General features: G+C 36.5%; 21 protein-coding genes. 9 read left to right on the forward strand and 12 right to left on the reverse strand.

Features of this window, described 5'->3' with window-relative positions:
- Nucleotides 1-2 precede the first annotated feature (2 nt).
- From P3L40_RS13695 to cbpA, 5 genes are all read right to left on the reverse strand, one after another.
- Nucleotides 3-437: a hypothetical protein gene (locus tag P3L40_RS13695; RefSeq protein ID WP_210852646.1), complete on the reverse strand. Its 435-nt coding sequence runs from the start codon at nt 435-437 to the stop codon at nt 3-5.
- Nucleotides 416-922 (reverse strand): contact-dependent growth inhibition system immunity protein, encoded by a 507-nt coding sequence (locus P3L40_RS13700; RefSeq protein ID WP_210852643.1) that lies wholly within the window; start codon nt 920-922, stop codon nt 416-418. Before P3L40_RS13700 ends, P3L40_RS13695 begins: the two co-directional genes overlap by 22 nt.
- 9 nt (nt 923-931) lie before the next feature.
- Nucleotides 932-6583, reverse strand: a complete 5652-nt coding sequence (locus P3L40_RS13705) for a DUF637 domain-containing protein (protein ID WP_210852641.1) — start codon at nt 6581-6583, stop codon at nt 932-934.
- Nucleotides 6584-7142: 559 nt separating this feature from the next.
- Nucleotides 7143-7436, reverse strand: a complete 294-nt coding sequence (locus P3L40_RS13710) for a chaperone modulator CbpM (protein WP_004255543.1) — start codon at nt 7434-7436, stop codon at nt 7143-7145.
- The gene (gene cbpA, locus P3L40_RS13715; RefSeq protein ID WP_094961196.1) at nt 7436-8374 is read right to left on the reverse strand and encodes a curved DNA-binding protein; all 939 of its coding nucleotides are present in this window, start codon (nt 8372-8374) and stop codon (nt 7436-7438) included. Before cbpA ends, P3L40_RS13710 begins: the two co-directional genes overlap by 1 nt.
- Before the next feature lie 209 nt (nt 8375-8583).
- On the opposite strand from cbpA, the gene P3L40_RS13720 reads away from it, so the two are divergent.
- Nucleotides 8584-9033: a GNAT family N-acetyltransferase gene (locus P3L40_RS13720; protein ID WP_004255552.1), complete on the forward strand. Its 450-nt coding sequence runs from the start codon at nt 8584-8586 to the stop codon at nt 9031-9033.
- A 254-nt stretch (nt 9034-9287) separates the two neighbouring features.
- Here the strand turns inward: P3L40_RS13720 and P3L40_RS13725 are convergent, their stop codons facing one another.
- Nucleotides 9288-10001, reverse strand: a complete 714-nt coding sequence (locus P3L40_RS13725; protein ID WP_080544464.1) for an RNA polymerase sigma factor FliA — start codon at nt 9999-10001, stop codon at nt 9288-9290.
- A 618-nt stretch (nt 10002-10619) separates the two neighbouring features.
- Between P3L40_RS13725 and P3L40_RS13730 the strand changes: the two genes are divergently transcribed.
- Entirely contained in the window at nt 10620-11798 is a 1179-nt protein-coding gene (locus P3L40_RS13730) for an MFS transporter (RefSeq protein WP_210852638.1), read from the forward strand.
- Between the two features lie 184 nt (nt 11799-11982).
- On the opposite strand, the gene P3L40_RS13735 is transcribed toward P3L40_RS13730, so the two are convergent.
- The gene (locus P3L40_RS13735; RefSeq protein WP_136135511.1) at nt 11983-13089 is read right to left on the reverse strand and encodes a FliC/FljB family flagellin; all 1107 of its coding nucleotides are present in this window, start codon (nt 13087-13089) and stop codon (nt 11983-11985) included.
- Nucleotides 13090-13456: 367 nt separating this feature from the next.
- On the opposite strand from P3L40_RS13735, the gene fliD reads away from it, so the two are divergent.
- From fliD to fliT, 3 genes are read left to right on the forward strand one after another with little or no spacing between them, the layout of a single operon-like run.
- Nucleotides 13457-14893, forward strand: a complete 1437-nt coding sequence (gene fliD / locus P3L40_RS13740; RefSeq protein ID WP_004255559.1) for a flagellar filament capping protein FliD — start codon at nt 13457-13459, stop codon at nt 14891-14893.
- A gap of 22 nt (nt 14894-14915) precedes the next feature.
- Complete coding sequence (gene fliS, locus P3L40_RS13745; protein WP_004909969.1) at nt 14916-15314, forward strand: flagellar export chaperone FliS; 399 nt, start codon at nt 14916-14918, stop codon at nt 15312-15314.
- Nucleotides 15304-15693, forward strand: a complete 390-nt coding sequence (gene fliT / locus P3L40_RS13750) for a flagellar protein FliT (RefSeq protein WP_136135512.1) — start codon at nt 15304-15306, stop codon at nt 15691-15693. The genes fliS and fliT overlap by 11 nt, the downstream gene beginning before the upstream one ends.
- A gap of 53 nt (nt 15694-15746) precedes the next feature.
- On the opposite strand, the gene def is transcribed toward fliT, so the two are convergent.
- A complete protein-coding gene (gene def, locus P3L40_RS13755; RefSeq protein ID WP_004255567.1) occupies nt 15747-16256 on the reverse strand; it encodes a peptide deformylase in 510 nt (169 codons plus the stop codon).
- Between the two features lie 698 nt (nt 16257-16954).
- Here def and P3L40_RS13760 point away from each other — a divergent pair.
- On the forward strand, nt 16955-17890 hold the full coding sequence (locus P3L40_RS13760; protein ID WP_228677244.1) for a YadA C-terminal domain-containing protein: 936 nt from the start codon (nt 16955-16957) through the stop codon (nt 17888-17890).
- A 135-nt stretch (nt 17891-18025) separates the two neighbouring features.
- On the opposite strand, the gene P3L40_RS13765 is transcribed toward P3L40_RS13760, so the two are convergent.
- On the reverse strand, nt 18026-18526 hold the full coding sequence (locus tag P3L40_RS13765; RefSeq protein ID WP_136135513.1) for a hypothetical protein: 501 nt from the start codon (nt 18524-18526) through the stop codon (nt 18026-18028).
- A 460-nt stretch (nt 18527-18986) separates the two neighbouring features.
- Between P3L40_RS13765 and P3L40_RS13770 the strand changes: the two genes are divergently transcribed.
- From P3L40_RS13770 to aes, 3 genes are all read left to right on the forward strand, one after another.
- Nucleotides 18987-19454 (forward strand): DUF1097 domain-containing protein, encoded by a 468-nt coding sequence (locus P3L40_RS13770; RefSeq protein ID WP_196731677.1) that lies wholly within the window; start codon nt 18987-18989, stop codon nt 19452-19454.
- A gap of 551 nt (nt 19455-20005) precedes the next feature.
- Entirely contained in the window at nt 20006-20137 is a 132-nt protein-coding gene (locus P3L40_RS13775) for an entericidin A/B family lipoprotein (RefSeq protein ID WP_004255580.1), read from the forward strand.
- A gap of 219 nt (nt 20138-20356) precedes the next feature.
- Nucleotides 20357-21322, forward strand: a complete 966-nt coding sequence (gene aes / locus P3L40_RS13780; RefSeq protein ID WP_136135206.1) for an acetyl esterase — start codon at nt 20357-20359, stop codon at nt 21320-21322.
- A 93-nt stretch (nt 21323-21415) separates the two neighbouring features.
- Here the strand turns inward: aes and cspA are convergent, their stop codons facing one another.
- From cspA to fliE, 3 genes are all read right to left on the reverse strand, one after another.
- The gene (gene cspA / locus P3L40_RS13785) at nt 21416-21628 is read right to left on the reverse strand and encodes an RNA chaperone/antiterminator CspA (RefSeq protein ID WP_036957846.1); all 213 of its coding nucleotides are present in this window, start codon (nt 21626-21628) and stop codon (nt 21416-21418) included.
- A 281-nt stretch (nt 21629-21909) separates the two neighbouring features.
- Entirely contained in the window at nt 21910-22122 is a 213-nt protein-coding gene (locus tag P3L40_RS13790) for an AAA family ATPase (RefSeq protein ID WP_071585855.1), read from the reverse strand.
- Between the two features lie 455 nt (nt 22123-22577).
- A complete protein-coding gene (gene fliE / locus P3L40_RS13795; protein WP_004255594.1) occupies nt 22578-22889 on the reverse strand; it encodes a flagellar hook-basal body complex protein FliE in 312 nt (103 codons plus the stop codon).
- Nucleotides 22890-22963: the final 74 nt, after the last annotated feature.

The following is a 22963-nucleotide window of genomic DNA, read 5'->3' on the forward strand; positions in this document are numbered from 1 at the left end:
CCTTACTTAACAACCGTTATATTAAGTTTTATGTTTTTATCATTAGCGTAAATTATTGATTTATTAATTTCAATCCATTGTGCTGGAGTAGTTTTACACGGTATAGCTAACTCTATCGTTTTATTTTTTACACTTGACTTTTCAAGCTTAAATTTAATGCTGTTTATTCCTTTGAAATTAACCACATCATTTATATATCCGTTTATTTTTGAACTGATCTTAACTGGGTTTTGATATGTTTTAGCTCCCGTATCTAATGTTTTTACACTTATCGCTTCTTTATTTTTTGTAAAATAGTCAAATGTTTCCGTCCCCGCAGGTAACCTTTCACTATCCGCTAGTTTTCTAGATTTACCAATATAATCTTCAAATGGATAGCCTTGCTTGTCAACACCTTCACTACAGCCTAGACATTTTACTTGACCACACTTCGGCAACGAGAAAGTACTTCCTTTATGGCTTCACCGAGTTCTTCATCAGAAACACTATCCGGCAAAACAATATAGTCATCCTCAGTAAACCCATCCCCCGTCCATGTTTCTAATTTTTTATGGAGTGTTGGCCTTAATGTTAAAAAACCATTTTTCTCTCTAATATTGCATAACATCATTGATTGATAAAATTTTTTTTTATTTTTGAAACCAAGAGAAGATAAGTTTTCACTGAGCCATTTTTTTTCACACTCTGCAAGGCGATCTCTATTAAAAAAAAAGCTATCTACATGAGGATCTATAACTCTACATTTTTTTAGAGCAACTTTAGATAATTTACCTAGCTCACTATTTGTGACTTTTTTATTAACTGATACTATAGGAACCGTATCATCTACTACAAATAAATGATACCCTGACAAAACCATAATAAAATAAAAAAAATCATTTACTCGAATGGATATATTATTTCCAGAGTCATAGTTTTCCATCTCTCCCCCCTATTTTACTACTGTAATTTTCATATTAATATTATTCTCTATAGAATAAGCTATGGATTTATTAATTTCCACCCATTGAGCTGAAGTTGTTTTACTTGGGATTGCTATTTCTATAGTCCTTAGTTTGATATCTGAATTTAATAGTGTGAGCCTTGATTGATCTATCCCTTTAAAATTAACCACATCATTTATATATCCGTTTATTTTTGAACTGATCTTAACTGGGTTTTGATATGTTTTAGCTCCCGTATCTAATGTTTTTACACTTATCGCTTCTTTATTTTTTGTAAAATAGTCAAATGTTTCCGTCCCCGCAGGTAACCTTTCACTATCCGCTAGTTTTCTAGATTTACCAATATAATCTTCAAATGGATAGCCTTGCTTGTAAACGCCTTCTCCAAAAGCCATATAGGTTTTTCTACCGTCCGGCTCAATTCTATATATTTCTTTGATATCTATAATAGGCCAAGATTTTTTACCATTCAATAGCGCATCAACATAACGACCTGAATTCGCTGATATGCTAGCAGCACTTTTAACAGTAACAATATATCCTGCTACCTTAGTAAATAGTTGACCAGTTTCTAAACCCGCATTAAACGCACCATCAGCTCCAGCTTTCTGATATTCGATTTCAATTTTATTAATTCGATTTAGAATATCTTGTTTTTCACCCTCAGCTATATCACTGAACATTGTTTCACTTGTTAATAAAGCACGTATCCCATCCCATGTTTCTTCATAATTTATTGTTCCATTTACAACATCTTTTAATGTATCCCATAACTCTGCAGGAACTCCCGCAACGAAACCGGCAGCAAAAATACCATCCTGATGACTACTGGCTAATCCCCATTTGATATGGATCCCAGCACGCTTAAAAAGATTAGGCTCAGCAGCTAGCTCTTTTTCCATTAACTCACGTTGCTTGTGAGATAAATAGTTATAACGAAAAGTATTCTCAGCACTATTTGCTGCGCTATAAACCCCTCCGGGTTCGCCAGTAAATATCGCACCTGCAAATCCGCCAAAAGCTTTCGCCATTTGAGCTTTTTGTTCTGCTTTCTTTTTCCATTCATGCGCCTGAATTAAATTATCATCTAGAGCAATCGCTGCAAATTCCGCAGCGAGAGCACCAACAACAGCACCTTTTGTATTGTTACCTGAAAGCTCAGCAGCAAGCCCGCTCACAGCAGCGTGACTGAGCATTTTCCCTGATTGACCTAAAATTTGCCCATTATCGCCAATTAGCCTAGCACCCTCTGCATTCAGTTGATTAGCGACATTACCTAAAAATGCATTTTTTAAATTTTGAGTAAAACTGCCACCTTGAATTGATGTATTAATGCTTGAACTAACAACAGATTGTGCCGCAACACGTTGTGCCACATTACTCCAATCACCATCACTCAATAAAGGTAGCTTCGCTTCAGCCCCAGTTCCTGCTCCCCACTCCATATGAACATCTAAACCACTGAGTGCGCCGGAAACAGCCATCTGGGTAATAATCGATTTAACCGTTTCGCTCCGGCCTAATGCATTAAATGTTTTTGTTAAATCTCCTTTATTTTCAACCAATGCATTAGCTGTTTGAGCTGATAAAGCCATCACGCCACTATAAGCCGCTCCGGATATTGCACCTCCTGTCACACCACTAGATCCGGATGATGCCCAAGCTGCAAACTCGGTTGCCGTTCCGTGAGTCATTGCTGCAATTGAAATCATAATCAATGCTGACACTACAGGGTTTAAATGCTGACTTTCATAATCCCATTGCTCATAAGCATCTTTAACAATATCCCATTGGATATCTTTACGATCTTTTAAACTGGCTAGCCATTTAGTTTCATCCCTTTTCCCTAATTCATTAAGGACACTTTCTAAATTTTGAGCATTTTTAGCTTTAACATCTGCACTCACACCATTCGCGGCACCAACAGTCAACGCACCACCAATATGTAATGAGGGTAATCCCCATGAGTCCTCTTTATATCCCTTATCCCGGTGAGTAATATAAAAGCCAGTTGAATTAGAAATGACTTGCTCAAACTTACTATTTTTAACTGCTTTAAAATTCACCTTACCAGTCTGGCTAGTTATCTTTGCATTTTGTCTGGTGTTGAGTTTTGTAGCTTCTAATGTGATATCGTCTTTGGCAAATAAGTTGATATCTTTATTTGCGACAAATTCAGAGACTTTATTCGTAGCAGATTGAAAGTTTTTTATTTCATGGGTCGAACCCCAGAAGCATGATTTTATACCTAAAAAACGATTGCAATATTTGCGCTCTTCCTCCCACTTAGTCGTTTCAATCATAGATTGTGCGTAAAGGATCCCCCCCTTAGCTGCAATATCAATAAAGCCTTTCGCTGCAAGTTTTGTTGCTTGAAATAATGTACTACCATTTGACAATAAAGTGATATTTTTCCCGCTATGAATTTCTGATCTACGTTGTTCCCTTTTATCTGTATTATTTTTTCGACTTTCCTCTGTTAATGCTTCAAACTTGATATTGTTATCACTTGTAATTGTGATATTTTTACCTGCTTCTAACTTAGCGCCTCGACTAACAAAATCTCCAGCAGAACTTAAAACAATATCTTTACCACTCTCTATTGAAGTGACTAAATTTTTCCTTTCATAAAAATTCCTAGTTGGAAAGTCAGTCAAGGAATATGATGTAGAATCAAGAGTAAGTTGTTTGCCCGCTGATAGTGTGATGTTTCCCCCACTCGAAAGGTTAGCTGAAATAATCCCCATATCTTCACCACTCATCATAGTGAGATCTTTTTTAGCGGAAATGGGAGCAATTAGTTTCTGTATTTGTGAATGAGATAATACTCGCGTTAATTCATTCGCTTTTTCTGGTAAAAAATATGCATCTAGTGTGTCCGTAAGAACAGCATCATATTCACCAGACGAGAATCGAGGTCTAATTGAAAGCTCAGAGCCATTTATAAAATTAATGTTATTATTAGAATAAAAACCATAACCTGATGAAAATAAATTACCACCCGCTTGAAGCAATAAGTCTTTATTTGTTTGTATTTTCCCTCTATTGTTAAGAAAGTTATTAAAATTAGTTTTATATTTTTCACTATCCCATAACTCTTTAACTCGTATCTTAGGGGTATTTATATCGTTTTCCAAAAACAATATATTTTCACCTGCATTTACAGAGAAATTATTTAGAGGTTTTATCACTGAATCGAGGAAAATTACATTTCCTTTTGCTTGCACTAAGATATCATTTTTAACTGAAATATTTCCTTCATATGCTTTCCCATTTTTATTGTAATATCTTTCAGGCGTGTCATTTGAAATCAACACACTGCCTTGTAAAGATTTTATAAACGCATTATTTGCATTTACTTGACTATTTTTCCTTACTTCTATATTTTTATCAGCTGAAAGAATAAAATCATGCTTTGTATCTATTTCTGCATTTTCTAAATCAATATTTGTATTAGAAAATATGTATACATCCTGTTCGGATTTTAACCCATGATTAATTTTAACATTTCCCCCCTTGATAAAAACATTTTTAGCAGTAACAATATTAGGTACATCCTGAATGATTTCTTTATCTTTTGGTAGAACGATGAAAGGTTTATCATCATAATAATCAAGGTGAGAATAGCGATTAGATGGATATAGCTTACTTGCTTTTGAGTTGCCATAATCAGGTTTATTAATAATGCCTTTAACAAAGCCATTACCTAGTGATATTCTATCATTGGATGTATATCTAAAATCCACATCCTCTAAGAAATCACTCATAAAATTATTACCTGCGAAAATACTGGCAGGAGCATAAATAGGGTAGTCTATTTGGCGTAATGCAAAAGTCTCATCAGGTAGTCTATACCCAGTAATACTATAATCTATAAATTGATTGCTAATGGCAGGGCTATCTGTGAATGTTAATTCATTCCGCATGGCATTTGGTGTAAACCTATAATAACGCTCATGTTCGTTTTGAACTAATAAACTACTATTTATGAAGCTCCTCCCTGTCAATATCATATTTTCTTTTGATTTTATATTACTACCATAGTTTAATAATTCATTAGCGGATATATATAAGTTCTTACCAGCCAAGATATCACCTGTTTTACCAATGGTTTTATAGGCATATTTATAATTTCCTAGATTAATAACAGGTAGGGAAGAAATGGGAACTGTACCACCAAGCAATCTATTTAAAAACTCTAAGTTTCTTTTTGGGTCACTAATCCCAGAATTGACAAAATAACTATTTTGCCAGTCTCTAAAATCATAGGCGGGCACATCATAATTATGTGTCAGAAAATAAAGAACTCCATCATCTGTTATTCCTTCTTTTATCGGGTTTAAAATAATGGGATTTTTAAATTCCTTACCCACTGCATCATTGGAAAAAACAGATTTTTTATCATCACTACCTTGAGCGGTAAAATATAGTCCCTCTAAGCTTCGGTTATTTGCAACCTCTTTCGCTCTAACAACCAAGTCTCCCTTTTCTGTTTTAATCGTTGCGGACTTGTTTACGATAGATTGACTTAAATCTCCAATTGCATTTTTCTGTATCCACAAATTTTCTTTCGCTTGAACAAGTGCTTTTTCACCCGTATTTTTAATTGTATTAGAAAAAATACGCATGTCCTTACCTGCTATAATCTCGCCTTCATTGATTAAAGAATTTGTCGCAAGGGTAATATCATTTTCCGCATTTAATTTTGCATTTTTCTTAATATAGAGTTCTTTACCACTAACATTAATTTCATTTTTTGATTGAATATTACCATTTGTTGTAATTTTCCCATCAGCAGTTAGTATTAAGCTTCCTTGAGTGGTGTAAATGTTATTTAAATTGACTCCTATACCTGATGCTGTACTCGTTAATTTTATTTGGCCAGCATACATGCCTCCAAGTGCTTTTGTATCAATAGCAATAATAGGGCTTTGTATTTCGCCATTAATTGATGTTACAGTTCCTTTTTGGAAATCAATACGATTATTCCCATGCATCAATGAGACATTTTTCCCTTTAATTTGTCCATTAAGAACCATTGCTTGGCTAATAATATCCGTATAATTTGGGGTTTCGGCATTCATTCCTTTATTGCCAATGGTGATCGTCCCTTTTTTTACTTCAATAGCAGATAATTGACCGTCGCTACCAAGAAATGGTTTTCCTGTTATTAGGGTGAGCGCGGGAACATTGATAAAGCTACATCCATTGCACGTTATTCCATTTGGATTTGCTATAATCACATTCGCAGATTTTCCCGCCACTTCCAATTTTCCAAGTAACTGGGACTGACTATCACCTACAACTTCATTAATAATCAGTTCTGCATTAATTCCTCTTAACTTATTGTTTCCATTTATGTCCCCTGCGAGTTGAGTTTTTACTGTATTCTTTGAATTATTTAATATAATACCTTTTTCAAGTACATTAAATTGTTGGTATTTATTATGCGAAATACCATTTTCATTTGGAGTAGCTATATTAACAATAGTGGTGCTGTTTTTTTGATAAACTGAAGAGTCATTCCCTGAAACTAAAATATTACTACCCCAAGATGGATTAATCGGAAATAATATAAATAAACACATCAGATAGTAGATAATAAAACGCTTCAAACGTGGTATTTTATATTCAACCATAAACTTCTCCTACACAGATTATGGGTTAGCTTGAATATTCCAATGTAATGACCAATTATTTACCTTTAATTTCGATGGGTAATACAAAGGAGTGCTAGAATTCCTTGTGTTCTAACTTCATTAACTAAAACATATGATGAGTTTGATTCCATTTTTCTAATACTATTTTCATTTCTTCCTTATTTTTTAACGGCAGGTTTTATAATTCTTTTCTTTGATTTAATTCTGATATCAATCTTTGATTTTTCTCTTGAGCATGGATATCCCTGAAAATTGATAGTGATGTCAAAAAAGAATAAGCACATTTATTAAAATGTGAATACCAAGCCAATTATTTTCATGAAAATGATAATAGTATTTTTCATGTATATATCCCTATGTGTTCCAACATGAAAAAAAAATAACAGTGACATATATATCCAACAAGCATCAAATTTATTATATGTCTTATAAAAATTAAAAACATGATTAGTTTAAAAAACAAATAGCAACTATAACCACCACAAACCTAATTTACTTATTAAGGCTTGTGGTGGTAAATAATTAAATTATTGGCTAACTAACCAATAAAACGTTTTAACTGTAAACGCAACATCTCATTTTCGCGTCGGAGTATTTCATTTTGATCCATTAGGCTCATAGCCATTGCGATGCCCGGCCAGTCAATTTCTAATTCATGGTAAAGACGCACGGCTCTTCTCACAATGACTACCGCTTGGTCGTCAAACAACCATTCATTAGTAGTTTCAATAGGTTGAATTATCCCAAGGCCGACAATTTCCTGTAATTCATCTTCAGCAATACCGGTATGAACGCAAAAATCAATAACGGTTAATGTGGTTAACTGTTCCATTATTTTCCTCCCCAATTTTTACGCGGGTCAAAGTGCGTATGGCTCTCAGCCAACTTCTGCCATAGCGCATCCGACTCTGCATTACTGCTATTCGGCATCACGATTTTTATAATCGCATACAGATCCCCAGCTGTGCCTTTATGTTTCAGCCCTTTACCTTTAAGGCGTAATTTTTGGCCAGCTTGGCTATTAGCAGGAACGGTGATCACAATCGGGTCTTTTAATGTTGGAATGGTGACTTTAGTTCCGAGGGCTGCCTCCCATGGCGCAAGCGGCACGACCACTTCTAAATCATGGCCTTTGATATCAAATAATGGATGTGGTGCAATGCGGATGGTTATCCATAGATCGCCATTTTCACCGCCATTTTCCCCCGCTGTGCCTTGCCCTTTTAAGCGAATACGTTGCCCATCAATCACCCCTGCCGGGATAGTCACATTAAGTGTTTTGGGAACTTCATTTTCGATAAAACCAAAAGCGTTATAGACAGGTAAGTTATAGCTAATGGTACGTTTATGTGGTTCTTGGGTTTCTTCAAGGAAAACAGCCAGTTCAACTTCTAAGTCCTGTCCGCGGTGACTATGTGCTTGCCTTGTGCCACCACGTGCACGTTGGGAAAACATCGATGAAAAAATGTCATCAAAACCACCCGCATCAAACCCTTGCTGAGAATATGTGTGGCTTTGTTGACCTTGGTTGGCTTGGTTAAAATAGGGGTCATTTCTGTGCTCCCACATTTCATCGTATTCCGCGCGTTTTTCTTTGTCGCTGAGTACCGCCCACGCCTCTGCAATTTCTTTAAATCGCGCTTCTGCATTTGGCTCTTTACTGACATCGGGGTGATATTTTCGCGCTAAACGGCGATACGCGGTCTTAATGGTTTTTAAATCATCGGTGCGCTTAACACCCATGATGCTGTAATAATCCTTTAGTTCCATAGTCATATCTCGTTCACTTATCTGTTGAATAGAATTCTTATGGTATTTACCCAATTGGGTTAAACATCACAACGACCTTGAATTTAACTTAGGACATTTACGCAGTAATTGGAATAGCTAGGCCATGATAAAATTCCACAAAAAACAGGAAATTTACGCTATTTCAGGCTAAACCTATAAGAGTGCCGTTTGATTAATAGGGGAACTCTATGGATGCTCTTGCCAATCGCCTGAACTATAAAGTCAATTTTGCCATATCTATTGAGGATTTTATTCGATTAATTCGCCAGTCACCATTTAAAGAAATGGTGCCAACCGATAATCTCACTCAATTAGATGCAATGTTGAATAACGCGGATTTATTGGTTAGTGCATGGGATGAGGAACAGGTGGTCGGTTTTGTCCGCACGGTGACGGATTTTAGTTCTTGCTGTTATATCTGCGAACTGGCCGTTGATATGCATTATCAAAAACACGGTATCGACCGCCAATTAATGCGCCTCGTCGCTGAAGAACTCCCCGCCGACTGCCAGATTTTATTTTTCTCCACCGACAGCAACCTCACCGAATATTTAAAACTGGGGTTCACCCAATCCCCAAGAGCATGGCACACCACGGCAGAGAATTTTTTGGTTAGATCGGCAGAGCTGGATGAATAATAGAAAGTAAAATTACTAAAAACGTAGAAAATGATAGAGTGATAAGCAACTCATCTCGTTAGTAAAAGACTGACATAGACACATAAAAACAAATTTAATTTAAATGAGTATTAAAATATCTCAATACTGATGCTCTAAATAATTCGTGCTACAGCTAGGCGGCAAGCTAGTTTAGCCCTAGGAGCATACATCAGTATGTGACTAGGGTGAACTAGTGAAGCCAACAACGCTGTGGTGCGAAGTATGACGAGCATCTATCTGAGGCGGCCGCGGAGGCGCTTAATAGCCTGACTATGCAGCTGACTCACCCTTGACTCCCCCACCTCCAACACCGCGCCAATCTCCTTCAAATTCAGCTCTTCTTGGTAATACAGCGTCAGCACCATTTTCTCGCGCTCAGGCAGCTGCTCAATCGCCGCCGCAATTTGGTCACGCAAGCTGGAGTCCAGCAACAAGCTCAACGGGTTACCGCCGTCATCTTCATCCATTTGTGGCTCACAGCTTTCCCCGTGAATTTCATGCCACTCATCATAGGAAAACAGTTGGCTATTATTGGTGTCTAGTAGCGCTTGGCGATACTCAGCAAGGTCAATATCCAGCGCTTTGGCGATTTCCGGCTCAGTCGCACTTCGCCCTAAAGATTGTTCCAGCGCACCAATGGCTTTGGTCATTTCTCGTGCTTGGCGGCGCACACTACGCGGCACCCAGTCACGACTACGCAATTCATCTAGCATTGAGCCACGAATACGCTGCACCGCATAGGTAGCGAACGATGCCCCTTGAGTCACATCGAAACGTTCCAATGCATGCAATAAACCAATGCCCCCCGCTTGAATTAAGTCGTCGATATCAACACTGGCGGGTAGTCTGACTTGCAGTTTTAGGGCTTCATGGCGTATTAGAGGGTAATAACGCTCCCATAGGCTATTTTTATTAATCACACCTTCGGCAGTATACAAATCACTCACAACCTGAATCACCCTTCAAGCTCTATAAAAGTTATTCATTATCTGTGTTGGTTTTGAATTCAATCCGTAGAGTAAGGCACTAAATGTGGCTTTATTTGCCTTATCCTAAATAGGTAAAATTTGAATGATTGCAATGTTAACTATTGTTTTAACACAATTTTTAGGGAATTTTACTGGTAATACAAGAGGGAGTAGTTGTTTTGTTGAGATGTGATTTTGTCATTAAATTGCAGATTTGGGCTTTAGACTTTGTTATTGACTAAGTTAGCCTTCTTAAAGCAAGTAAAGTTATCGGTAAGCAGCAAGCTAGCTTAACACTAAGCATGAGAACCAAAGTAAACATAGCACTAGATATGGAAAATAATGACAATGAAAATAATCAGATTAATGGATTATATATAAATAATATCATTATTAAATACAATTAATATTAATTAAACATTAAGTTAATTCGGACTAACAAGGTAAACAACTTATTATTTGACAGATTTAACTTATATAATGTATTTTTACATTCACTAATGTAATAGCATATTAGTTTAATTAAAAAGTAAAATGACATATAGATATTTTGAAGTTATTATCTTTTAATTTAAACTTAAATAATTAAGAAGAAAAATGATATACAAAATATATTTCTTTTATTTTTTCTTTCTTTTCCCGATGAGGATATCCAAAACATTACAACCCATCTATTGGGAACAGCAAGCGCAATTAACGTTATTTTCAATTTCGTACGTAATGATGGCAATTGCGGGGGCCTGCTCACTACTTTATGCCAAAGGGCTATCCCGATTTGGTACTAAGACTGGTTTAATTGTGGGCTTTTTACTGTATGGGTGTGGCCTTGTTCTTAGAGCCTATCCCACTGGGATGGCTATCGCCTTGACTTCAGGTTTGATGGCTGGGATGGGTGCGAGTATTATCGCTATTGCACTTAAATCACTGATTTTTAATATTGATAAACAGGAACAAAATAAAGTCCTGCTACACACCGATAATTTAAGCACAATTGCACAAAGCCTTGGGGCTTTTATTGTAGGAGGGCTAGTGACGATTTTATCAATTATCGATCAAACTCCATATCGTTCCGCCTTATTGATTAGCGGGGTCATGGTATTAATCGCCATTGTAGCCATTCCTTCATTAAAAATACCAAAAACTGAGAAACCATTAGTAAAAAAAGGCTCCCAAAAAGGCACTTCATTTTTTCATTTTCTCAATAAAGCAGATTTAGTTTTATTTATTGCATTTATTCTCAGTGGCACCAGTTGGGCGTTGATCTTACCCATTATCCCAGTGTATTTAAAAAACATGCATTTTTCAGATGCGAATGTTGGCCTTGTGATGTCATTAGGCATTATTTCTGGGCTAGTACTCAAAAACCTTTTTATGTTTATTTTTTCTGACAAAGATAAACCTATCTCATTACTTGTTTTTTCTGTTTTATGCATGCTGATGCTCTATGGCATGTTCTGGTCAATAAAATATGGTTCTCCGGTTATTTTCGCCATCTCGATTATTGCCATGTATATGTTTAGAACCGTTTGCTCACTGCTGATCAATTTGGTTGAGATGGAGATTGCACGCAAAGGGAATGCCGAACATATTTTTGGTTTAATACAAACCGCATTTTTGACAGGGGATATCTTTGGCGGAATTGCCCTACCCTATGTTTATGAGTCTGGTTTTCTGGTTAATTATCCTTTGGTTATTATTATATTTATTCTGTTATCAAATATATTAATTTACAGCTGTGCCAAAACCAGCGCTAAAAGCCATACAGAACTTGTCTGAAAATGCTTAAGCGAGCCCTAAATAATTCGTGGTGCGGCTAGGCGACGAAGGAGATTATCCCGATGAGCGTACATAGGTACGTGATTCGGGTGAGCGACTGAAGTCAACAACGCTGCGGCGCGAAGTATGACGGGCAAAGAAAAGGCCAGCAATGCTGGCCTTTAATCAGGAATACAAGTCTAAATTAACGTAACAGACTTAAAACACCTTGTGGAACTTGGTTAGCTTGCGCTAACACAGCAGTACCTGCTTGTTGCAGAATTTGACCACGGCTCATGTTAGAAACTTCTGTCGCGAAGTCAGCATCTTGAATACGGCTACGTGCTGCGCTCAGGTTGTTAACAGAGTTGTTCAGGTTGTTGATAGTAGATTGGAAACGGTTTTGAATCGCACCTAATCTAGAACGGCTTTCATCAACTTGATTGATTGCGTTGTCTAACGTTGCTAAAGCATCATCTTTAACATCTAAAGATTTTACATCTTTACCTGCATCAGCTTTAAACTCAGTTGTTTTAGTACCTGTATATTCGACTTCATCTGTAGTACCACTTTTGATTGCAAAGTCAGATTTATTGACTACATAATCTTTAGTACCATCATTGAGAACAACTTTATCTGTAGATTTTACACCATCAACTATGTAATCTTTTACAGACGTCACGCCTGTTGCATATGAAGCACCACCAGTTACACCAATCTTGTCTGCTGTAATATTAGCAGTACCTGCTTCAATTGCACCTTTCTTAGTTGTAGTTTCAGTAAATAAATTATCGCTTGCTACACCTAACTCTGCGGTATCAACTTTATCTAATTTAAATTTGATAACTTCGTTATCATTCGTACCTACTTGGATACTCATATCTGTTTTTTCACCACTAAGCACTTTAACGCCGTTAAACTGGGTTTCTTTAGAGATACGGTCGATTTCAGCTAAACGCTCTGTCACTTCATTTTGAATTGAAGTTAAGTCAGAGTTAGAGTTAGTCCCGTTTTTAGCTTGAACAGTCAGTTCACGAATACGCTGTAAGTTATCATTGATTTCGTTCAATGCACCTTCAGTCGTTTGCGCGATAGAAATACCGTCGTTAGCATTACGAGATGCTTGGGTTAAACCTTTAACGTTTGAAGTGAAACGGTTAGCAATCGCTTGGCCTGCTGCATCGTCTTTAGCGCTGTTGATACGTGAGCCAGAAGATAAACGCTCAATTGCAGAACCTAATACGCCTTGTGAACGGTTTAAGTTGTTCTGAGTCGTCAGAGACAGAATGTTAGTGTTGATAACTTGTGCCATGATGTGATCCTTATTATTCAAATTAATGCGTTAAGCCAAAAATGCTTAACTTGATGAATTTCGTCAGCAACTAGGTTATCGGCTACAAAAAAGTCCCCTTTAGGCTTTTTAATGAAAATTTTTATCTGCAAGGGGGCAAATGGCTTTACAGCCCGCTTTTAATACCGTTTTTTTTTAACAAACTTATTGGTTTTTATTAATTTTCTTATTATTTAATTTCAATAGTGATAATTAACGGCTTTTACCTCATCAGCTCTCGCCATTACTCTTTTTCAGAATAGTCTAAAATTTTGCTCCATTTTGCCGATAGCACTCTAAATAAATTTTATTTCAGAGTTTATGTCACAGACATAGAATAGGAGAAAACATGGCAGGAATATCCACACTCGGTATCGGGGCAAACTTAGATTTAAATGTGCAAATGGACCAAATTGAGGCAATGGAGCGTCGTCGCCTTGACCCATTAACCACTCAAAAAGCCAGTTATGACGCACAAATTAGCGCCTATGGCAAAATGCAGTCCTCATTAGAGAAACTGAAAAAAGCCGCCGAGGACTTAAAAAAATACGGCGATATTAGTACCACCAAAGTCACTGGTGAATATAAAGCCTTTGACGTAAAAACCGATGGTAAAGCCGTAGCTGGTGTGCACGATGTGTTAGTGACGCAACTTGCTAAAGCACAAACTATCGCTACTAAAGGCCACGCTGATAATAAAGAATTGCTCGGTAGTAGTGCCAAAGAACGGACTATCACTATTACCCAACCCTCACAGAAAGAAGAAAAAGATAAAATCGTTATCAAATTGGATAACCAGAGTACTTCTTTAATTGAGCTGGCAGAGGCCATTAATAAAACCGATAAAGGCGTGACAGCCTCCGTCATTAAAGATAAAAATGAACAATATCACCTTGTTGTAACATCTAAAAAAGAAGGCACAGATAACCGTATTAGCATTAATGTTGAAGGTGATGATGAACTGGCTGCAATCTTAAACGTTGAATCAGAGTTAGATGCCAGTAAAAATGTCGTGCTGAAAAACCCTACCGGCATTGGTATGGAGCAGAAAGTCGCCCCCCAGAATGCACATTTAACTATTGATGGATTCGAACTTGAGTCTCAAACCAATGAAGCCAAAGATTTGTTCCCTGGCTTAACGCTGACACTGAAAAAAGAAAGCGAAGACAATAAAGCTGACCATTTAATGGTTTCAGAGGATATCGAGCCCGCTAAAGGTAAAATTAAAGCATGGGTAGATGCCTATAATGAATTCCAAACTTTAGCCAAAGAACTCACCAAATATACACCAAATGAACGCGGCACAACCCCAGATAAAACCAATGGGCCATTAATCGGTGATTCTACTCTGCGCGTTATTCAAAGCACCCTACGTACACAAGTTCGTTCACCACAAAATAGTGGTGAAATCGATACGCTCAATAAAATGGGGATCAAACAGAAAACAGATGGCACCTTAGAAATTGATAACAAGTTGCTGGATAAAGCCCTCAAAGAGAACCCATCGAGTGTCAAAGTTTTTTTTGCCGGTGATGGTGAAAAAACGGGTTTTGGCACTGAAAATTTTAACTTTTTAAAAGGGACTTTAGATACAAAAGATGGCTCATTACACAATGCCACTGATGGTATTCAGAAGAAAAAGAAAAGCTTAGACAAACGTATTGAGCAGACCAATAAACAAATCGAAAACACCATGGATATGCATCGCCGTCAGTTCCAAAACCTCGATAAAATGATGAGTTCGCTCAATAGTACAACGAATTCTTTAGGCCGGTTATTAGGCTAATAAATACTTTTAGGTTAAAAATATGTATCAACGACACGCACAGCAAGCCTATCAGCAGGTCGATTTGGAGAGTGAAATCACCAACGCGACCCCATACCAACTGATTCAAATCCTGTTTAAAGGGGCGCTAAGTGCCCTAAAACGCGGGGAAATTTTTATGCAGCAGGGTAAGGTGGCGGAAAAAGGTAAAGAAATCTCAAAAGCTATCGACATCATTGACACTGGGTTAAAGCAGTCGTTAAATTATGAAGCTGGCGGCGAACTTGCAGAAAATTTAGCAAGTTTGTATGAGTATATGACTATGCAGCTACTCCGTGCCAACCTCGAAAACAACGTGGCTTATGTCCAAGAAGTTTACCAATTACTCTCCGATATCGCCTCTGCGTGGCAACAAATCGGTGCAAATGTGGATGAAAGATAATCAGGTGGACAATAAAAATCCTATCGATTTACAAGAAATATACCGTAATGTCTTAGTATTAAGTGAAAATTTAGTTGCCTTAGCGCAATCCGGGGAATGGGAGACGTTGGTCTCCCGAGAGACAGAATATGTCCTTGCGGTGGAAAACCTCACCAAGTTAACGCAAGCGTTCGAAGAACAGCAGCCCATCACTGAAGAGTTTATTCAGTTACTGCATAAAATTATCGAAAATGAACGTGTTACTAAAGAATATTTACAACAGCATTTAAACTTTTTAAGCAAAGAAATTAAGCAATTAGACCAAAAACGGGTACTCAATAATAGCTATGGCCAATTTGATGAGCCAGACACCCCGTTAGTCGTTCGCCCCATGGAATGAATTTAAGTGTCAGGCCAACAAGCCTGACACCCTCTTCCCTTCGGGATTACAGCCTATTGTTGCTGCTTTAGACGTTGCTGCTTTTTCAGTTTTTTCAACAGCATATTGCGTTTTAACGGCGACAAGTGGTCAAGAAACACTTTACCGTGTAAGTGGTCAATTTCATGTTGCATGACAATTGCTAAAAACTCGTCACTATCCACTTCAAACGCTTTACCGTGCCTATCGTACGCTTTCACTTTAACGCGCAGGAAACGGTCTACATCCGCATAGATTTCCGGCACAGACAAGCACCCTTCTTGATAACTGGTTTCCCCTTCACTTTCGACGATTTCAGGGTTAACAAATACCATGGGCTCATCACGGTTTTCTGAAATATCAATCACCATAATGGATTTAGTTTCAGCAATTTGCGTGGCAGCAAGGCCAATGCCGTTATCCGTGCTGTACATGGTATCTAACAAATCGTCGATTAAGGTTTGTACCGCAGCGAAATCCGTCACTGGGCTGCATTTAATACGCAGTCGTTCATCTGGAATTTCAATAATTTCTCTTACTGCCATAATTTAAACCCTATAAATTCGATTACTTTTATTCAAATATCAATAATTCAAAATATTTTAAGCGGCAGTAGCGATATTCGATAGCCGCTAACTGCCATCACAACTCTGCCAGTGAAGTATGACGAACAGATAAAATATTATCGTCTTTCTATTTCATCAACAACATGCAAAAAATGGCATTATTAATCCGAAAGAAAATTTCACTTTAAACATCAATAAATTATCACTAAGCTGTTTAGTTTAAACCCTTATGCCACACAAGGTACATAAAATTTCACAGAAAAATAACACGTTATTTGGAAAAAAACATCTAAAATAGAAAAATGGTGCTCCTTTGTAGGTTTCCAACTGTTTTTATTTTTATCGGCTAGTCGCAGTTATTTGCCTATGGATATTTAATTTTATGTTTTTTCATCATAAAAATACAGTTGGGCCACATTCAAATTATTTTCAAATTAATATACAACAAATAATAAGCAGAGTATCTTATAATTTAATTAATTTAAAAATTCAGATATATTTATAATAAAAATTTCACCGTCTTTATTCCAATCAAACACGAATATCCCGAATAATTATAATTTAAAAAATCGATTTTACCCGCCAGAAAAATGACCCTATTATAAATAAGTTGAGAAAAACAAATCCCCTCTTCATTCTTCTTTAGATAATATTTTAAATAATACGGAAATTAATACATGGAAAAGAAAGCATTAGCTCGTTATTTAGCTGTTATATTACTCAGCGGTTTGTCTTTCACTGCAGTAGCCAACACTACACATTCAAAGCCCGCACCAATATTAAGTGATATCAATGCACAAGGGATTAGTAATAATACTAAAGGTATTCATAATAATACTAAAAGAATCATTTATATCAATAAAAAAATCGGTGAGATTGATAGCGAAATTAACCAGATGACCTCAAATTTTAGTAATGATATTGAAAAATTAAATATAAAGCATCTTAATCTTAAATTAGAAACGGGAGATATACGAAATGAGTTAGTGGAGTTACAAAACACCGTAGACAGCTCTATACTCACTTCTTACAACATAAACGCCGAAAAAATACAAAACAATACTGATTTAATTAATGACCAAATCACATCAATACAAAAAGATAATGAAACAGAACACCATGCACTTGACTCAAAATTAAAAGAAGTCGAATTATATGTACAGGATGCATTAATTGGTGTAAATGCGGCGGACCAAGTCACCGAACAATTAAATACCAATATTCAGAATCTTGATAAAAAAGTTATTGGAAACACCTCGTCAATAAAAACCCTAAAAAGTGACGCGGCCAAAACGCAAAAAGGAAACGAAGTTAAATTCACAAAGTTAGAAAATAAATTTGACCATGAGGTCAGCCAGCTTGATAGCAAAATAGATAAACGTGCCCAAGAAGCCAATGCGGGTATTGCCTCCGTTGCTGCAATGAGCAATATCCCTTATGCAATAAATACCCGCTTTAGTGCCGGGGTTGGCGTAGGTAATTACAAAAATGGTTCTGCGATCGCTGCTGGAGCTCAATATCAATTAAAAGAAAATATTAACTTACGCAGTTCTGTTTCTTGGAACAATTCTGATGCTGCCGTTATCGGAGCGGGTGTCGCCTTCGGTTGGTAACTCTCTAACTCCTATTTTTCATATAACCTTTATAAATTATTTATAAGCATTAACCAATAGTACCAATGATACATTGGTACTATTTTTAATCGACCTAATCGGCCAATATCTAAATTAACTAGCTCTGAGTTGTAATTAATCTTGGTGATAAGTCACAATCGCAATTGGTGTTGGGTTAATGGTAACCCAAAGATTAGACATACCAACATGAGTTGGCGATGACTCACTTACTTTATTACAACTGGTTTCAGATTGGCATTTCGAGAGAAACCCACTGGCGACTTGCGGACTAAGCCCTTGCTTTGTCAAATAACCCATTTCATTTTCTAACTTTTGTTGGAAGTCTGTAAAATCTGGTTTTGGCGAGGTATAATCTTCAACCCCAACAAGTGTAGTGGCAACTTGAATGAGTCCGCCATCATCAAAAGTGAGTTGATTTTCATAGCTCCAATCATTAAAAGGTTTTTGCTGCCCAAAAGTACAAACTGTTTTACTGCCATTTGCTTGGCATTTCCCCGCCTTAATAAAACTGATGCTATCCATACTTTGCCCCCAGTTTAAGCCAAATGGTGCGGTCGATGTGGTATCACACCCTACTAATAGCAACGCAGCAACCCCAGCTATCATCCATTTCATACTCTCACCTCACTAATCAATTTATCTCATGCTACAGGGTGAGGAGGCTAAATTGAAGTAAAAAAGTCATCAGCTATTAACTCAATCAACATTAATATTTTAAGTTATTTATTTAACACTAAATTTACATACAATTAATTATTATCAAAAAGATAAAGTTAATACAGATAAATCATCGTATACAGATTGCCAGATTTACTTTGGGTCTATACAATGCTCTGCTTTACACGATCTCAGTACCACTGCAATACAGATAACTATCATATTATTAGTCAGTTACCCCTCTAGCAATACTTGAAACTCTCTAGATGGTTCTTGAATAACAAGATAGCTGAATCGTTACAACTTAGCTTTATAATTAATTGCTTTTGTAACGAGTGGATTTTGTAACTAACTGGTGGACTAACAGGCATTCACCAATCTCATTGTTAACAAATAACCATAACGTAAAGTACAAATTGTGAAATTATTATTCTCTCTTTCTTTAACAACCGCCATTCTCTCTGGTATATGGGCTTGGGTTGCAGATAGCTTAGGGTTAATCGGTTGGGCCGGATTTTTAGGCTGTACCGCATATTTTGCTTACCCCAAAGATGGGCTTAAAGGACTAGGTATTACTGCACTAACCGTCAGTAGCGGCGTGGTTTGGGGGTTGGTGATCCTGCATAGCGGTGACTACCTGCAACACTTACCTCATTTTGTTGGGTACTTCGTGACGGGTATTGTTGCCTTTTTGATGTGTATGCAAGCCAAAAAGCAGTGGCTTTCTTATATACCGGGCACTTTTGTCGGCACCTGTACTATTTTTGCGACTGAAGGTGCTTGGTTGGTAACGATGCAATCACTACTCATCGGTGTGCTATTTGGTTTTGCAATGAAAAAAAGTGGACTTTGGTTATTTGAAAAGTACTTATCGGATAAAAACTAAAAAAAACCGCCAATATGGCGGTTTAAATAAATCAATGAAACCAAGGGAATTTCAAACAGATTCGATATTACATTAAAATTGTCTAACAGCAATATATAACATTTTGATTTAACTAGTAATTAATCAAACATTAAACTAAGTACCCTTACTTATACCCACAAATATAATAATGATAAGTTTGTTAATAAAATGATAAAATTCGGACTTAAAATTCCAATTTAGATTAATAAAGCTTATATAACTGGTCAAACATCAGTCGAATTAATTCTTTTTAATATAATCATATAGTGAAATTCAGATTTTTCTGCATCCTTATATTATCAATAAAAAAGTAAAACCTTTTCTAAGTACCAATATGTTTTTCTTTTATTAATTTATAACTTAGAATATTATACCAATCAAAAGTGAAATAAAAGCGTAATAAACCAATTAAATTTACATGGCTAGAACGTAAAATCAGAATCGTTTGAAAAACGCACTTTCATTCCTCTGCTATACTTGAATAAGAATATCTTAAGACCTATAACTGAATGTAACGAAAGGAAGAAGATATGATTAAAAAAATTTGCTTTTTAGCCTGTTCATTAGCTGTCGTATTCTCTTTAAGCGCATGCAACACCACCAAAGGTGTTGGTGAAGATATAGAAGCAGGTGGCGAAGCCATACAAAGAGCAGCTAAATGATGGCTAACAACCATCATCCTTAAATATTAGCTACCTCGACTAGAACTGACATATATACCAAACGGTGACAGTTTCGCCGTTTGGTATATAAATTAAAGAGCCTATAAATTCCTAAACCTTACTCTATTGAAATACAGAACATTTTAATATTGGCTAACAGGATCACAATTTAATTATGCCTCTCTTTTACAATGGAAGCCATCCAGCTAGGAGAGCATAATGAACCCGAAAAATAAAATTAATGTGTTAGACCACATTTCACCTGAAATGCAATCTGTAATGCAATTTTATGCAGAAAACCCATCCCCTTCCCCTATTGACACCAGCTATTACGGAATGCGACAAGCGTATATTGAAGATAGAAAATATTGGAATGCAGAAGCGCCAATGATGCACAATATTTACGATATTCAAGTACCAACTCAATATGGCAATATTTTGACTCGTCTATTTCACCCCCTGAAGTCACCACCAGCAACTTTATTTTATATTCACGGAGGCGGGTTTATTTTAGGTAATTTACAAACTCATGACCGCATAATGCGATTACTAGCCTGTTATTCAGGCTGTACCGTTATTGGAATAGATTATTCGTTATCCCCTGAAGCTCGCTACCCCCAAGCCATTGAAGAAATATCCACCGTTTACCAGTATTATCAACAAAATGCCGCAGAGCATAATATCAATATGCAACAAACTGGCTTTGCAGGTGACTCAGCTGGCGCAATGTTATCTCTTGCTTCTATACTTTGGTTGCGTGATAACACTATAGAAAGTGCCAATATTAAATCCGTTTTATTGTGGTATGGGCTTTATGGCTTACAGGATTCAATCAGTCGGCGGCTATATGGTGGGGAATGGGATGGGTTACAAAAAGAAGACTTAGAAAATTATGATAATGCCTATCTCGGGGAAAATGGTGATAGAGAAGCCCCTTATTACTGCTTATTCAATAATGACTTAACCTATGATATTCCACCTTGCTTTATTGCTAGTGCAGAATTTGACCCTCTATTAGATGATAACTTGGCTTTATTCCGAACACTCGACGCTAACAATATACCTTGTGAATATAAAATGTACCCAGGAACTTTGCATGCTTTCTTACATTACTCTCGCATGATGCCAATATCAGATGAAGCAATTCGTGATGGTGCGAATTATTTTATCAAACAACTTTTATAATATTAACTCTATATTTATTGAAGATAACAGACGATAAAACGAAAAAACCTCGCATTTAGCGAGGTTTTTGAATGCTTAGCGATTCGTTTATCGTTATTTAGCGATAACGTTAGCTGCTGCAGGGCCTTTAGCACCATTTTCAATGGTGAATGAAACTTGTTGGCCTTCTGCTAATGATTTGAAGTTATCACTTTGAATTGCAGAAAAGTGAACAAATACATCTTTGCTGCCGTCTGCAGGAGTGATAAAACCAAAACCTTTATCATCGTTAAACCATTTTACTGTACCAGTCATTGTATTAGACATAGAATTTCCTTTAATTTTTTAAAATTGCCATAAGGCATGTTGCGGTTTGTTCTTGTGGTACTTATGGGAATTAATTAGAAGGAATTCGCAATGAAGTGGTATCTGAGATAACGCTTAATGGTGAACATCTTAAAACTGACTAACATAAATAGGCCTGTACTTCCAAACCAGTGAGCATATTAAGCCACACTTATAACCAAATGGCAAATTTTATTTTCACATCAATTCAAGAAACAAATAGTTTGCTATTTATCCGAACCTAAAAGAAAACATCTTCAGGTTTAATACCTATCAAAAACACCATAATCAGGCCTTTCGCCCCTCATCACCGCTCGCTGTTGCTCATGTACCGCTTCTCTATCGGCTCTTTTTTGTTCGGATGAACGGGCGTCTTTATGTGGCTTTGGCCATGTTGGTTTATCAGGCTCGAAAGAAGGCGTAAATGTACAACCCGTAATTAAAAATAGACAAAATAGCGAAGAGATTACTTTCATAATGGCCTTTATTTTTCCAATACAGTAATTAAGTAAAAACACTTAATCATGATACCGATATTTATCATTTATCTAAATCATTATTTGGATACTACTTTGGTAAAATGACCATTGATAATTCACAATAACAATATATAAAGTAGGATTTAAGATAACAAAAAAGCCGCATCACGCAGCTTTTAAATCTTGTAATCCATTACAGTTATGATTGACTACTTTTTTCAGTTGGGTCAAACGGAAGCCCACCAGCAAATACAAATGATAACCCAACAATAACGAACGAAACCATAACAAAATACTTATCAATAAATCGTTTCATACTGTTATTCCTATGCTCAATCATCGAATTAAAATATGCGAACCGATTATTATTGGCAATAAAAAATTACCCCATTACTTTCCCAACAGAGTACTGAAAAATCAATTAATTTATTACATTCGAATAGATAGTAAAATCATACTGGCATAGACATAATTTCTTGATACGCCGCCACGAGCTTATTACGTACTTGAATTCCCATTTGTAAACTTAAACTTGCTTTTTGCATATCAACCATCACGTCATTTAAGGAAATATCTTGCTTTCCTAACGTAAAGTTTTCAACTTGCTTAGCTGAATCATTACGTGTTTTATTAATTTGATTTACGGAAGCAACTAGGTGATCAGCAAATCCAACTGGCTCTATTACGGGTTTAATTGGGTTAGTGGCTTGGGTTGCCACGACATTTAATTGTGAAATAACCCCTTCAATCGCTTGAACTGTCATTCGATTCTCTTCTTATTAAATTAATGTGAATTTATCAATAACCTATATTGGCTAGCTTAGCCTACCACACCCTT

It is taken from the genome of Providencia sp. PROV040, from assembly GCF_032706145.1.
Taxonomy (GTDB): Bacteria; Pseudomonadota; Gammaproteobacteria; order Enterobacterales; family Enterobacteriaceae; genus Providencia; species Providencia hangzhouensis.

What these genes read in the sequence shown, in the direction of transcription:
- P3L40_RS13700 (WP_210852643.1), bottom strand. Translation starts at nt 922, where the DNA reads ATGGAAAACTATGACTCTGGAAATAATATATCCATTCGAGTAAATGAT.
- P3L40_RS13705 (WP_210852641.1), bottom strand. Translation starts at nt 6,583, where the DNA reads ATGGTTGAATATAAAATACCACGTTTGAAGCGTTTTATTATCTACTAT.
- P3L40_RS13710 (WP_004255543.1), bottom strand. Translation starts at nt 7,436, where the DNA reads ATGGAACAGTTAACCACATTAACCGTTATTGATTTTTGCGTTCATACC.
- cbpA (WP_094961196.1), bottom strand. Translation starts at nt 8,374, where the DNA reads ATGGAACTAAAGGATTATTACAGCATCATGGGTGTTAAGCGCACCGAT.
- P3L40_RS13720 (WP_004255552.1), top strand. Translation starts at nt 8,584, where the DNA reads ATGGATGCTCTTGCCAATCGCCTGAACTATAAAGTCAATTTTGCCATA.
- P3L40_RS13730 (WP_210852638.1), top strand. Translation starts at nt 10,620, where the DNA reads ATGATATACAAAATATATTTCTTTTATTTTTTCTTTCTTTTCCCGATG.
- P3L40_RS13735 (WP_136135511.1), bottom strand. Translation starts at nt 13,089, where the DNA reads ATGGCACAAGTTATCAACACTAACATTCTGTCTCTGACGACTCAGAAC.
- fliD (WP_004255559.1), top strand. Translation starts at nt 13,457, where the DNA reads ATGGCAGGAATATCCACACTCGGTATCGGGGCAAACTTAGATTTAAAT.
- fliS (WP_004909969.1), top strand. Translation starts at nt 14,916, where the DNA reads ATGTATCAACGACACGCACAGCAAGCCTATCAGCAGGTCGATTTGGAG.
- fliT (WP_136135512.1), top strand. Translation starts at nt 15,304, where the DNA reads ATGAAAGATAATCAGGTGGACAATAAAAATCCTATCGATTTACAAGAA.
- def (WP_004255567.1), bottom strand. Translation starts at nt 16,256, where the DNA reads ATGGCAGTAAGAGAAATTATTGAAATTCCAGATGAACGACTGCGTATT.
- P3L40_RS13760 (WP_228677244.1), top strand. Translation starts at nt 16,955, where the DNA reads ATGGAAAAGAAAGCATTAGCTCGTTATTTAGCTGTTATATTACTCAGC.
- P3L40_RS13765 (WP_136135513.1), bottom strand. Translation starts at nt 18,526, where the DNA reads ATGAAATGGATGATAGCTGGGGTTGCTGCGTTGCTATTAGTAGGGTGT.
- P3L40_RS13775 (WP_004255580.1), top strand. Translation starts at nt 20,006, where the DNA reads ATGATTAAAAAAATTTGCTTTTTAGCCTGTTCATTAGCTGTCGTATTC.
- aes (WP_136135206.1), top strand. Translation starts at nt 20,357, where the DNA reads ATGAACCCGAAAAATAAAATTAATGTGTTAGACCACATTTCACCTGAA.
- cspA (WP_036957846.1), bottom strand. Translation starts at nt 21,628, where the DNA reads ATGTCTAATACAATGACTGGTACAGTAAAATGGTTTAACGATGATAAA.
- P3L40_RS13790 (WP_071585855.1), bottom strand. Translation starts at nt 22,122, where the DNA reads ATGAAAGTAATCTCTTCGCTATTTTGTCTATTTTTAATTACGGGTTGT.
- fliE (WP_004255594.1), bottom strand. Translation starts at nt 22,889, where the DNA reads ATGACAGTTCAAGCGATTGAAGGGGTTATTTCACAATTAAATGTCGTG.